Origin of the sequence: Pseudoalteromonas sp. S558, assembly GCF_005886635.1 — a bacterium.
Classification (GTDB): Bacteria; Pseudomonadota; Gammaproteobacteria; order Enterobacterales; family Alteromonadaceae; genus Pseudoalteromonas; species Pseudoalteromonas aliena.
On record NZ_PNDU01000008.1, the window covers coordinates 1 to 12,398 of the forward strand.

Consider the following 12,398-nt stretch of genomic DNA (forward strand, 5'->3'; position numbering starts at 1 on the left):
GCTATTTTCAGCTCTAACTGCGTTGAATTTAATTGCAATAGGCCCGCTATTGACGCGTAAATTCGCCTTGTTTTCACTGAAAATCTCTGGCTAGAGAAAATAAATTTAACGCGTTGAGCATTGAAAGTAGCAAACTGAGGTATGTATTATCCAGAGTTTAGGTTACTTACTCACACATTTATTTTGACACAGTTTGCTCGAACAAACTCAGATGGTTTTTCAGTGATAATTGCAGCACGTTGTTTGTGGCAAAAATAAGTGTAAACCTCGTATTCAAATTCATCATTTATAGCGCGACCAATTTGGTAAAATGTCGAAGTAAAATCGTTATCCACTCTAAAGTAATCTTTCACTACAAAGTCTTTATCTAAATACCAATATAAGGTGATGCCTTCATTCTCGGCAAATTCAGAAAGCGCCTCTTTTAGTGTGGTTCCGCTTTCAAAGCGTCTAGGTTCGATTTTTCCAGCCCAATTTGTTGGCATAGGATCAACGATCCGAGTGCGCTCGGTTAATACACGATCTAGAGTTTGCTCTGGCGCAGCTAATTTTAGAACAAAGTTACCGCGTTCTTTATCATTTTTAGATTTATTCTGGATTGAAGCATAAAAGCGTGACAGTCCTTCAGCAGCTGCATTTTTGGAGTGTTTAAAATCCAATACTAAGCCGTCACCCAGTAAAAAGTAGAGAGCAAATATTATTAATAATACTGCAACTGAAAGATGTTTAAGCCAAAACCACATAATTATTACTCACTTAATGCGAATCTTTAATAGTTATATCAATTACTTCTTGTAAAAAGAAGGGGTATTTTTGTCAGGTCTAGTTTTAAAGCGGCGGTGCAGCCACATATATTGCTCTGGTGCTGCATTAACGGATTGTTCTATACGTTGGTTAACACGTGTTACATCAGCCTTATTATCACCACTAGGGAAGTTTTCAAGCTCAGACACAATTTCTAAATGGTACTTACCTTTTTCATCTCTGTGACTTATTAGGCTCATGGTTTCGCAATTTTTACTCCCTGCAAATGTAAGAGTGCCAGTGGTTGTTGCTGTATTTGGTACTGCATAGAAAGGCACAAATTCACAGCGGTTACGGCCGTAGTCTTGATCCGGCAAGTAGTAACACACCTTTTTGTTTTTGAGTGCTTTTAATAAGCCTTTCACATCTTTACGGCCAATTAAATACTCGTTTGAACGTAAGCGTCCATTGGTTGTAAAGTATTCCATAAGCGGATTATTATGAGGGCGGTAAAAACCAAGCCCTTGGCATTTTAAGCCCATTACCCGGCTTGTCATTTCGAGGTGTAAAAAGTGAGGAACCAATAATAAAATACCTTTGCCAGATGCTTGCACACGTTCAACATGTTCTAATCCTTTGATTGAGCCGTAAACACTTCTTACACGCCATTGCGGCCACCACCATGCCATGCCAGTCTCAACCATTGCAATACCGGTGTTTTCCATATTTTTGAGCACAAGGTCTTTTTGATCTGCTGCGCTCATATCTGGAAAGCATAATTTAATGTTAACTTCTGCAATATGGCGGCGGCGCTTCATAAATTTATAAACTAAATGCCCAAGCAATTTCCCCATCGCTAATTGTAATTTTTGTGGTAACCAAGATATTAAATATAAAAATAGAATGCCGATCCACGTCAGCCAATATCGAGGGCCTAAAAAAGATGCTTTGAAAGGAGATGAGGTGACCACAAAAATTCTCTAATAATAAAAAACACTAGTTTAACGCTAAGCGTTATAAAATACAAAAAGCCAGCATTTAGCTGGCTTTGAATGTATATAGATTTTATATCAAGCTATAACTTAAGCGGCTTTTAAGCCTTGGTTTATAGCCACTAAATCTTCACTTTGTAGTGTACCAGCAGCCAATTTTAGGCGCAGAGTCGATAACACATATCTATAACGTACATCAGCAAGGTTACGCTTGGCGTTGAATAAGTTTTGTGTACTAACCAGCACATCAACAATAGTTCGTGTGCCTACTTCAAAACCCGCTTCAGTTGCTTTAAGCGCACTTTGGGCCGAAACAACCGCTTGCTCTAGTGCTTTGTAGGTAGCAATGTCCGAAACAACTTGGTTGTAAGATGTAATAACTGTGCGTGTTATAGCACGGTAATTGGTTTCATAATCTTGACTTGCAGCTACGTAAAATGCACGGGCTTGATTAGTTGCTGCAACCGTTGCACCACCCGAGTACAGTGGGACGCTGAAGTTAATACCGACAGATGATAAATCTTCACGTGGGCGGTTATTAAAGCTCATATTGTTTGTTGTTGAGTCAGTTAGGGTATCACCATAGCTAGCGTTTAGAGTTAGTTTTGGGTAATGCCCCGCTTTTGCTTGCTCAATTTGATCTTTTGCAATATCGACGGTTACTTTAGAGACTTGTAAGCTAATATTTTTGTTTTCAGCAACTTTAACAAAATCTGAAGAAAGTTTGGCAGGCTTAGTTGTAGAGAAGCTGTCGGTATTTAAAAAGTCTAATTTTGCATGATACTTACCAGTGATTTCGCGAAGTTGCTCACGGGCTGTTTCTACAGCATTGCCGGCGATAATCTCTTGAGCTACTGAATTATCAAACTGAGCTTGCGCTTCGTGTACATCAGTTATTGCTGTTAAGCCCACTGCATAACGCTGTTTTGTTTGTTCAAGTTGGCGTTCAATAGCACGTTTTTCAGCTTCTACAAACTCAAGGTTGTCAACCGCACTTAATACGTTAAAATAACCTTCAGCAACGCGTACAATTAAGTTTTGCTTAGCTGCATCGTATTGCGCACTTGCTTGCAGAGCTTGTTTGTCTGCAATGTCTAACGAGTTCCAAGCGCCTAAATCAAATAAAGTTTGGCTTAAGCTTAAGCCTCGAGAAAACTCATCGTTATCAGTATTAAACTGATTAATAGCCGATAAATCTTCAGATTGTCTATAAGAGGTTGAATCAGTTTTTTTGTAACCCATAGTTAAACCAATTTGAGGTAATAATGCACTCATGGCAAGATCACTTTGGTAAGATTGTGCATCAGCTTGGGCTTTTGCTTTTAACACGGTGGGATCGTTAGCTGTCGCTATTTCAAAAACTTGTAGTAAATCTTCAGCGTTAGCGGCTGTAGCGCCTAATGCGCATGATAAACTAACCAGCGCCGCAAGGATGTTCTTTTTCATATTAGGTTCAGTCCTTAGACAATTTTTATACTAAAAGCATGTTAACCTGTTTTACTTCATAAAAAAAAATTTTTTTGTAAAACCGTATGTTCAAATGTAACAGGATATATTATCGCATTTTAGTTGTTGAGCAATATAGGAAACCAATAGATGGTAAATAAAAGTTTGGTTCAATTTACACATAAAGATGTGAACATCAAACCGATAAAAAATCTCTACAAAGGCTTTTTTCAGGTTAATTTATACGAGTTTGAACATGCATTATTTGCAGGTGGCACCTCACAGTTAATTAGTCGCGAAATTTTAGAGCGAGGCGATGCAATTGCTGTACTTCCTTATGATCCCGTATCAGATAGCATTCTCTTAATTGAACAAATACGTATCGGCGCCATTAAAAGCAAGCATTCGCCGTGGCTGCTAGAATGTATAGCCGGAATGACAGATGGCAGCACAGATTATGAATCAGTTGTTAAAAAAGAAGCGTATGAAGAGGCTGGACTTGAGTTAACAGAGCTTGAATTTATGCTTTCATATTTATCAAGCCCAGGGGGCACAACAGAGCGCCTCTATTTATATTTAGCTCGTGCTGATTTAAGCCAAGTGAAATCAGGTGTTTATGGCCTTGAAAGCGAAGGCGAAGATATAAAAACACACGTTTTATCGGTTGATGATGCGTTATTGCGGCTCAATAACGGTGAAATGGATAATGCCGCAACGGTTATCTGCATGCAGTGGCTTGCACTTAATCGCGAAAAAATGAAAGGAAAGTGGGCATAACTTTTAAATTAACTAAATTCGGTTAAAAAATAATGGTGGTACTTTGACAGCACAATTAGCAACGCAGCGATATATTCAAAGCCTCCCAAAGTATTTAACGCTTTGTGAGCATAATTACGTGCGACTATTAAAGTTGTTACCTAGCGAGCGCAATGTAGGAAGCATTCGCGAAGTAAAACTAGGCTACAGTGAGTTTGCTACAAAAATTGATGGCAGCGCAAAATACACTATGGATATTTCCATCAAGCAACTAACAGGCATGGTGAAAGGTATTACACCGCTATATTTAACGGTTCGCATGTATCACGATGCCAAAGTGGCTGAAATTATTCATCACGATTATCATCAGCGAATCAAGCCATCTTATGGATACCCTAATCCTAAAATGCACCAAAAAGATGAAAAGTATCAACTCAATGCGTTTTTATATGACTGGCTTGTAGCTTGTGTTGAGCATGGGCAAGCAACCCTTAATTGGGATGTAAATAATGGGCTGGTTTAATGAGCCTTACAAATTTAATACGTCTTCATTACGCATAGCTCATATAACTGACTGCCATTTATTTGCTGATAAAGCGGATGAGTACTTTGGTGTCAATACGGCATCACATTTTGAGCAAGCATTAGCGCATATGGCCACGCAAGCACTAGATGGTGTGATTTTTGGTGGTGATCTAACACAAGATCACAGTTTTGAATCTTACCTGCTGTTTAGTGAATTGATACATAAAAGCGCATTAACATGCCCTGTATTTTGGCTGCCAGGTAATCATGATGAAACAGCAATGTTGAGTCGTATAAGTGGTGGGCAGATAAATAGCGCTAAACATATAGTGGCAAACGAAATTGAGTTGTTACTTATTAACTCAAAAGGTCCCACACCAGCTGGCTGGGTTAGCGGTGCGCATTTAGATGAAATAGCCGATTGTTTAGTGCAATCAAGTAATGATAAGCTCATCTTTTGCCACCATAATCCATTACCAATAAATGGTTACCTCGATAAGCATATGCTTGAAAATGGGCCTCAATTATTAAATATCTTGGTAAATAGTGGCAATGTTAGTGGGCTTTTTCATGGTCATGTTCATAATGAATATGAGCAAAGCTATAGAGATTTAAAAGTCTATGCAACGCCAGCCAGTTCAGTGCAGTTTAAAAAGTATAGCGCACAGTGGCTGCAGCAAAATTGTGGCCCCGCTTACAGAATGTTTTATATAGACGCGCAAAAAGCTAGAACAAGTGTAAAAACGGAAGTCATATGGCTAAACGGGTAATTTATATTCATGGTTTCAATAGTTCACAAAAATCATATAAAGCTGTGCGCTTTGGTGAGCTTATGGCAAACTATGATGTTGATTATTGTGTACCGAACTTAAACCACGAGCCTCTACAAGCTATAATTAAGCTTGAGCAATTAATAACGCCTAATACTGTTTTATTAGGTAGCTCGTTAGGTGGTTTTTTTGCCACATATTTATCGCAGCGTTATCAAATTCCTGCAGTGGTTATTAATCCCGCAGTAGCACCGTACACATTATTGCAGCCGTTACTTGGTCCAAATTATAATCCGTATCAAGATTATTATTATGATTTAAATAACAGTCATATAAACGCTTTAAAAGCACTGGCTGTCGATAAACTAAAACACCCTGAATTACTGTATTTACTACAGCAAACAGGCGATGAAGTGTTAAATTTTCAACACGCAGTAAATTATTATTCACAATGCAAGCAATTGGTAGAATTTGGTGGTGATCATAGCTATACAGGTTTTGAAAGCACTTTTGCGAATATTGTAGATTTTCTTAAAATCACGTAAAACTAGCTAAGCTCGTCTTAGCACATATAAAGATAAAAATTATGAGTGATCAAAATTATAACGCCGAAGCCATTGAAGTACTTAATGGGTTAGATCCAGTAAAAAGACGTCCTGGGATGTACACCGATACTGTAAGGCCAAATCATTTAGGCCAAGAGGTTATCGATAACAGTGTCGATGAAGCGATGGCGGGTCATGCTACTCGTATCGACGTAATACTTCACGAAGACAACTCGCTTGAAGTAAGTGATGATGGACGTGGTATGCCCATTGATATTCACCCTGAGGAAGGCATTCCTGGGGTTGAATTAATCTTCACTAAGTTACACGCCGGCGGCAAGTTTTCTAATAAAAACTATCAATTTTCTGGCGGTCTACACGGTGTCGGTATTTCTGTAGTAAATGCGTTATCTACGCGTGTTGAAGTAACGGTACGACGCGATGCTCAGCAATACAGAATGGCATTTGAAAGTGGCGATAAAGTAGAAGACTTAAACGTAATTGGCACTGTGGGTAAGCGCAACACAGGTACTACGGTTCGTTTTTGGGCAGATGTTAGCTATTTTGATTCACCAAATTATTCAATTACTAAACTAAACCATTTATTAAAAGCCAAAGCGGTTTTATGTCCTGGGTTACGTATTAAGTTTGTTAACAAACAAACAAAAGAAACCCAAGAGTGGTTTTACGAAACAGGCTTAAAAGATTACTTAATTGAAGCTATTAAAGGCTTTGAAACATTACCGCAGGACCCGTTTGTAGGCGAATTTAAAAGCTCAATTGAAGGTGCAGATTGGGCTGTTGTATGGCTACCTGAAGGTGGCGAATCCATAGCCGAGAGTTATGTGAACCTGATCCCTACCGCACAAGGCGGTACGCATGTAAATGGTTTACGCCAAGGTTTACTTGAAGCAATGCGTGAATTTTGTGAGTTTAGAAACTTACTCCCGCGTGGCGTAAAGTTAACCCCAGATGACATTTGGGAGCGCTGTAGTTACGTGCTGTCAGTTAAAATGCAAGACCCACAATTTGCAGGTCAAACCAAAGAAAAACTATCATCACGCTCGTGCGCTGCATTTGTATCGGGTGTTGTAAAAGATGCGTTTAGCTTGTGGTTAAATGAGCACACTGATACCGCAGAGCTGTTAGCGGAGTTATGCATTTCAAATGCACAAAGCCGCTTACGCGCTGCTAAAAAAGTAGTTCGTAAACGCGTTACCGCAGGCCCTGCATTACCTGGTAAATTAACAGATTGTAGTGCAGCCGATAACGACCGTACTGAATTGTTTTTAGTAGAGGGTGACTCTGCTGGTGGATCTGCTAAACAAGCGCGCGATCGTGAGTTCCAGGCAATTATGCCGCTGCGTGGTAAAATTTTAAATACGTGGGAAGTTGAATCAGGGCAAATACTCGCATCGCAAGAAGTACACGATATTTCAGTGGCATTGGGTATTGATCCTGAATCAACCGATATGTCGGGATTGCGCTACAATAAAATTTGTATATTGGCCGATGCTGACTCGGATGGATTACACATTGCAACTCTATTGTGTGCTCTGTTTGTTCGTCATTTTCCAGAGTTAGTAAAAACAGGGCATGTGTATGTTGCAATGCCGCCATTATTTAGAATTGATATTGGTAAAGAAGTTTACTACGCACTTGATGAAGGCGAAAAAACCGCTATTTTGGCGCGTATAGAAGCAGAGAAAAAACGCGGAAAAGTAAACGTACAGCGCTTCAAAGGTCTGGGTGAAATGAATCCGTTGCAGCTTCGTGAAACTACGATGGATCCAAATACCAGACGTTTAGTGCAGCTTACACTTGATGAAGAAGTAGAGACCATGGAAATGATGGATATGCTGCTTGCTAAAAAACGATCGCCAGATCGTCGTCAGTGGTTAGAGGATCATGGTAATAAGGCACAAGTTTAGTTACTTGTGCTTAACACTAGGAGAGACGAATGAATAAGTTACTAGGAGGTTTGCTATTACTTGGGCTGACTACCGCTCCGGCAATAGCTAAAAACATACTCGATGAGCTTACTGTAGCACCCGGGTTTGAAATCAGCTTATTTGCAGATGATGTAGAAAATGCACGTCAATTAGCGGTTTCAAAAAAGGGGATTGTGTACGTAGGCTCTCGTAAAGCAGGCAATGTATATGCGCTTATCGACCATAATAGCGATGGTGTTGCTGATAAAAAAATGCTGGTTGCCCAAGGATTAAATATGCCGTCGGGTTTAGCCATTAAAGATGGCGACCTGTATGTAGGTGAAGTACATCGTATTATTCGCTTTAAAAATATTGATACTCAATTAAAAAACCCAAAGTTTGAAATACTGTATGACGCATTGCCATCTGAGCGTCACCATGGCTGGAAATTTTTACGTTTTGCACCAACGGGGGAGTTAATTATACCGGTTGGTGTACCGTGTAATATTTGTGCTGAAGACGATCGTTTTGGCCGAATTTTTGCGTTAGATGTCGAAACTAAACAAATAAAAACCATAGCAAAAGGGGTTAGAAATACAGTAGGTTTTGATTTTCATCCTGCCACCCAAGCCTTATGGTTTAGTGATAACGGTCGCGATATGATGGGCGATGATATTCCACCTGATGAGTTGAACCGTGCAACGCAAGAGGGTGAACACTTTGGCTTTCCGTATGTGCATGCCGGTGCGATCATCGATCCTGAATTTGGCAAAGGCAAAAATATTGCCGATTACACGTCGCCAGCCCTCGCTCTTCCAGCGCATGTCGCACCACTAGGTATTCATTTTTATAATGGTAAGCAATTTCCAGCAAGTTATAAGCAGCAATTATTTGTAGCTGAACATGGCTCATGGAACCGTTCTAAAAAGTCAGGCTACAAAGTAGGGCTAGCAACAATTGAAGTCGGTCGCGTAACTAAATATACACCTTTTATTACTGGCTTTATGAAAAACGAAATAACATTTGGACGCCCTGTTGCATTTGCAGAATTAGGCGACGGCAGTCTGTTAGTAAGCGATGATTACGCCAATGTAATCTACCGTGTAAGCTATAAGAAAAACTAGGTAAGCTTTAATGAGTGATACAGATACCTTGCTAATGCAAGGAATTGAGCAACAAACAATGGGGCGTTTTACCGAAGACGCTTATTTAAACTATTCCATGTACGTAATCATGGATCGTGCTCTACCGCATGTAGGCGATGGCCTAAAACCAGTACAGCGACGTATTATTTATGCGATGAGCGAACTGGGTTTATCAGCTAATGCTAAGTATAAAAAATCAGCCCGTACCGTGGGTGACGTACTTGGTAAGTACCATCCACATGGTGACAGCGCCTGTTACGAAGCGATGGTATTGATGGCGCAGCCGTTTTCTTATCGCTACCCATTAGTAGACGGGCAAGGAAACTGGGGCGCTGCAGATGACCCTAAATCGTTTGCTGCAATGCGTTATACAGAAGCGCGTTTGTCTAAATTTTCAGAAGTACTATTAAAAGAGCTTGGCCAAGGCACAGTCGATTGGACACCAAACTTTGATGGCACAATGGATGAGCCCGTTGTACTGCCTTCTCGCTTACCACATATTTTACTTAACGGTATAACCGGTATTGCAGTTGGTATGGCAACCGATATTCCGCCACATAACGTACGAGAAGTCGCCAGTGCATGTTGTTTATTGCTTGACAAACCAAAAACAGAGCTTGAAGAATTGCTTGAGCTTGTACATGCACCAGATTATCCAACCGACGCTGAAATAATTACCCCAAAAGCCGATATTCATAAAATATATAAAACCGGTCGCGGGTCTATCAAAATGCGGGCGGTATACACCGAAGAGCATGGCGATATAGTGATTACAGCGCTACCGCATCAATGTTCTGGTGGTAAAGTGCTTGAGCAAATTGCAGCGCAAATGAACGCTAAAAAATTACCCATGATTGCCGATTTACGTGATGAATCAGATCACGAAAATCCGACTCGTATAGTGATTATACCGCGCTCTAACCGTATTAAAGCAGAGCCATTGATGGCGCACTTGTTTGCGACCACCGATTTAGAAAAAAACTACCGTGTAAACTTAAACATGTTAGGCCTAGATGGTCGCCCGCAAGTTAAAGACTTACGTTGTATTTTAAGCGAGTGGCTAATATTTAGACGCGAAACCGTGCGTCGCCGCTTGCAGTATCGTTTAGATAAAGTATTAGCGCGCCTACATATTTTAGAGGGTTTATTAGCCGCCTTTTTAAATATTGATGAAGTTATTGAAATCATCCGCAGCGAAGATAAACCAAAGCCTGTATTAATGGAGCGCTTTGATTTAACTGATACGCAAGCGGAAGCGATTTTAGAATTAAAGCTTCGTCATTTAGCAAAACTTGAAGAGTTTAAAATTCGCGGTGAGCAAGATGAACTAGCCAAAGAGCGTGATAAATTAGCGCAAATTTTGGGTTCAGAACGTCGTATGTCAACACTGCTTAAAAAAGAAATTCAAGAAGCAGCTGAAATGTACGGTGACGATCGCCGCTCGCCAGTGATTGAGCGTTCAGAAGCGAAAGCACTTAACGAAAAAGATTTAATACCTTCAGAATCAGTGACCGTTGTGCTATCAGATAAAGGCTGGGCACGCGTTGGTAAAGGCCATGACTTAGATGTACAAGGCTTAAGTTATCGCTCTGGTGATGGCTTTAGAGCTTCAGCAAAAGGTAAGAGCAATCAACCAGCGGTCTTTTTAGACTCAGCAGGACGGGCGTTTGCAACCGATGCTCATAGCCTGCCTTCGGCACGTAGCCAAGGTGAGCCGATGACAGGACGCTTTAATTTAACCGCCGGCGCTAATTTTGAACATGTAGTAATGAGTGAAGATGAGCAAGTCTTATTGATGGCGTCAGATGCGGGCTACGGCTTTATTACTGATTTTAAAGATTTAGTGAGTAAAAATAAAAATGGTAAAGCGCTGGTCAGTGTTCCTAAAGGTGGAATATTACTTTCACCAATAAGAGTAAACGATGTAGCAAGTGATTACTGTATGGCTATTTCTAACGAAGGTCGAATGCTCTTATTCCCATTACGCGACTTACCAAAATTAGGTAAAGGTAAGGGTAATAAAATAATTTCTATTCCAGGGGCTAAAGTCCAAGCTCGCGAAGAATTTGTAAAAGTATTGGCTGTTGTACCAGAAGGAAGTAGCGTAACGCTTCATGCTGGTAAACGAAAATTAACACTTAAACCAAGCGATTTAGAGCATTATCATGGTGAGCGGGGCCGTAGAGGTAATAAGTTACCACGCGGCTTGCAACGTGTTGATGAGGCTGTTGTAGAGCTAACTCCTCAAGATGATGAACGAATAGACGTTATTAGCGAAGAGTAGCCAATAACTTTTTTGTATAAATAAAAACGGCCTGCATTTACAGGTCGTTTTTGTTTTAAAATAAAGGACTTAAATCTTTCAGCGTACAGTTGTGCGCTATAGTCTCGTTTGTGTCACAAAATAACGCTATAATACTCATAATTGATTTTTGGAGAAGCCCATTTGTTAGCTGTTATACGTATTTTTATTATGCTGTTGTTTATATTATTGAGTTGTTTTTTTGGCTTACTACTGTCATTAGTAAGGCCATTTCATCCTAATAACGTGCATATTATAGCGGGCTGGTTTGGCTCAATGGCTAAAATGATTGGCGTTAAACTGGTTTTAACTCGTCATAAAAGTGCCACCGACATAGGCCCAGCTGTTTATGTTGCTAATCATCAAAATAGTTATGATTTATTTACTATTCCAGCCATGGTGCCAAAAAACTGCGTAAGTTTAGGTAAAAAAAGTTTAAAATGGATTCCATTCTTTGGTCAGCTGTATTGGTTGTCAGGTAATATTTTAATTGATCGATCAAATCGCTCTAAAGCTGCGGGTACAATTTCAAAAGCCGCTGAAAAGATAAAGAAAAATGGCCTATCTGTTTGGGTCTTTGCGGAAGGTACACGTAGTTATGGACGTGGTTTATTACCTTTTAAAACAGGGGCTTTTCATACAGCAATGAGTGCAGATGTGCCCATAGTACCTGTATGTATGAGTACAACGCATAAAACCATTGAGCTAAATCGTTGGGATAATGGTACAATTTACATAGAAATGTTAGCGCCTATATCACTTGATGAAAGTATTGGTGCGCGAGAGCACGCCAAAAATGTACACAGTATTATGGCTGCTAAAATAACTGAATTAGATGCTCAAGTGAGAGAAAAATAATGGAAAACTGGCGTGAAATAAGTGAAGACATCGTATCATCATTACTTGAAGATGGGTCTGATCCTGAAATACTTTATGAAGTAGAGCATCACTTTGTGTGTGAAGACTTCCCTAAATTAGAGCAAGCAGCGCTTGCTGCCTTTAAATTAGGTTACGATGTTGAAGAACCAGCAGAGCTTGAGCTTGAAGACGGCAGTAAAATTTGGAGCTTTGACATAGTTGTTGAAGCTGAGCTTGATGTTGACGTTATTATGGAAGACGTTGATAAATTAGCGCAATTAGCCGTTGAATGCGAAGTAGAGTACGACGGTTGGGGCACTTATTTTCAAGAGTAACTCCACTATATGAAAAAAGGCGAGCATTGTGAAATGCTCGCCTTTTTTA

At 40.0% G+C, this 12,398-nt stretch carries 12 protein-coding genes; 9 read left to right on the plus strand and 3 right to left on the minus strand.

The window, feature by feature from the left end; genetic code table 11:
* Positions 1 to 170: 170 nt before the first annotated feature.
* From CWB66_RS00450 to tolC, 3 genes are all read right to left on the minus strand, one after another.
* Entirely contained in the window at positions 171 to 743 is a 573-nt protein-coding gene (locus tag CWB66_RS00450) for a toxin co-regulated pilus biosynthesis Q family protein (protein ID WP_138583911.1), read from the minus strand.
* Positions 744 to 785: 42 nt separating this feature from the next.
* A complete protein-coding gene (gene lpxL / locus CWB66_RS00455; RefSeq protein WP_138583912.1) occupies positions 786 to 1,715 on the minus strand; it encodes an LpxL/LpxP family Kdo(2)-lipid IV(A) lauroyl/palmitoleoyl acyltransferase in 930 nt (309 codons plus the stop codon).
* A gap of 111 nt (positions 1,716 to 1,826) precedes the next feature.
* A complete protein-coding gene (tolC, locus tag CWB66_RS00460; protein WP_138583913.1) occupies positions 1,827 to 3,182 on the minus strand; it encodes an outer membrane channel protein TolC in 1,356 nt (451 codons plus the stop codon).
* Between the two features lie 150 nt (positions 3,183 to 3,332).
* Between tolC and CWB66_RS00465 the strand changes: the two genes are divergently transcribed.
* From CWB66_RS00465 to rraB, 9 genes are all read left to right on the plus strand, one after another.
* Positions 3,333 to 3,959 (plus strand): NUDIX domain-containing protein, encoded by a 627-nt coding sequence (locus tag CWB66_RS00465; protein ID WP_138583914.1) that lies wholly within the window; start codon positions 3,333 to 3,335, stop codon positions 3,957 to 3,959.
* 43 nt (positions 3,960 to 4,002) lie between these two features.
* A complete protein-coding gene (locus CWB66_RS00470; protein ID WP_138583915.1) occupies positions 4,003 to 4,461 on the plus strand; it encodes a DUF1249 domain-containing protein in 459 nt (152 codons plus the stop codon).
* On the plus strand, positions 4,448 to 5,233 hold the full coding sequence (locus tag CWB66_RS00475; protein ID WP_138583916.1) for a metallophosphoesterase: 786 nt from the start codon (positions 4,448 to 4,450) through the stop codon (positions 5,231 to 5,233). Before CWB66_RS00470 ends, CWB66_RS00475 begins: the two co-directional genes overlap by 14 nt.
* Complete coding sequence (locus CWB66_RS00480; RefSeq protein ID WP_138583917.1) at positions 5,218 to 5,778, plus strand: YqiA/YcfP family alpha/beta fold hydrolase; 561 nt, start codon at positions 5,218 to 5,220, stop codon at positions 5,776 to 5,778. The genes CWB66_RS00475 and CWB66_RS00480 overlap by 16 nt, the downstream gene beginning before the upstream one ends.
* A gap of 41 nt (positions 5,779 to 5,819) precedes the next feature.
* Positions 5,820 to 7,709: a DNA topoisomerase IV subunit B gene (gene parE / locus CWB66_RS00485; RefSeq protein WP_138583918.1), complete on the plus strand. Its 1,890-nt coding sequence runs from the start codon at positions 5,820 to 5,822 to the stop codon at positions 7,707 to 7,709.
* 29 nt (positions 7,710 to 7,738) lie between these two features.
* Positions 7,739 to 8,833, plus strand: coding sequence for a PQQ-dependent sugar dehydrogenase (locus CWB66_RS00490; RefSeq protein ID WP_138583919.1), 1,095 nt, complete (start codon positions 7,739 to 7,741; stop codon positions 8,831 to 8,833).
* A gap of 10 nt (positions 8,834 to 8,843) precedes the next feature.
* Positions 8,844 to 11,138: a DNA topoisomerase IV subunit A gene (gene parC, locus CWB66_RS00495; RefSeq protein WP_138583920.1), complete on the plus strand. Its 2,295-nt coding sequence runs from the start codon at positions 8,844 to 8,846 to the stop codon at positions 11,136 to 11,138.
* Between the two features lie 162 nt (positions 11,139 to 11,300).
* Positions 11,301 to 12,014, plus strand: coding sequence for a 1-acylglycerol-3-phosphate O-acyltransferase (locus CWB66_RS00500; protein WP_138583921.1), 714 nt, complete (start codon positions 11,301 to 11,303; stop codon positions 12,012 to 12,014).
* Positions 12,014 to 12,349: a ribonuclease E inhibitor RraB gene (rraB, locus tag CWB66_RS00505; RefSeq protein ID WP_007376503.1), complete on the plus strand. Its 336-nt coding sequence runs from the start codon at positions 12,014 to 12,016 to the stop codon at positions 12,347 to 12,349. The genes CWB66_RS00500 and rraB overlap by 1 nt, the downstream gene beginning before the upstream one ends.
* The last annotated feature ends 49 nt before the right edge of the window (positions 12,350 to 12,398 follow it).

Bases quoted from the DNA above. Each gene is read 5' to 3' on its own strand.
- CWB66_RS00450 (WP_138583911.1), bottom strand. From the start codon at position 743: ATGTGGTTTTGGCTTAAACATCTTTCAGTTGCAGTATTATTAATAATA.
- tolC (WP_138583913.1), bottom strand. From the start codon at position 3,182: ATGAAAAAGAACATCCTTGCGGCGCTGGTTAGTTTATCATGCGCATTA.
- CWB66_RS00465 (WP_138583914.1), top strand. From the start codon at position 3,333: ATGGTAAATAAAAGTTTGGTTCAATTTACACATAAAGATGTGAACATC.
- CWB66_RS00475 (WP_138583916.1), top strand. From the start codon at position 4,448: ATGGGCTGGTTTAATGAGCCTTACAAATTTAATACGTCTTCATTACGC.
- CWB66_RS00480 (WP_138583917.1), top strand. From the start codon at position 5,218: ATGGCTAAACGGGTAATTTATATTCATGGTTTCAATAGTTCACAAAAA.
- parE (WP_138583918.1), top strand. From the start codon at position 5,820: ATGAGTGATCAAAATTATAACGCCGAAGCCATTGAAGTACTTAATGGG.
- CWB66_RS00490 (WP_138583919.1), top strand. From the start codon at position 7,739: ATGAATAAGTTACTAGGAGGTTTGCTATTACTTGGGCTGACTACCGCT.
- parC (WP_138583920.1), top strand. From the start codon at position 8,844: ATGAGTGATACAGATACCTTGCTAATGCAAGGAATTGAGCAACAAACA.
- rraB (WP_007376503.1), top strand. From the start codon at position 12,014: ATGGAAAACTGGCGTGAAATAAGTGAAGACATCGTATCATCATTACTT.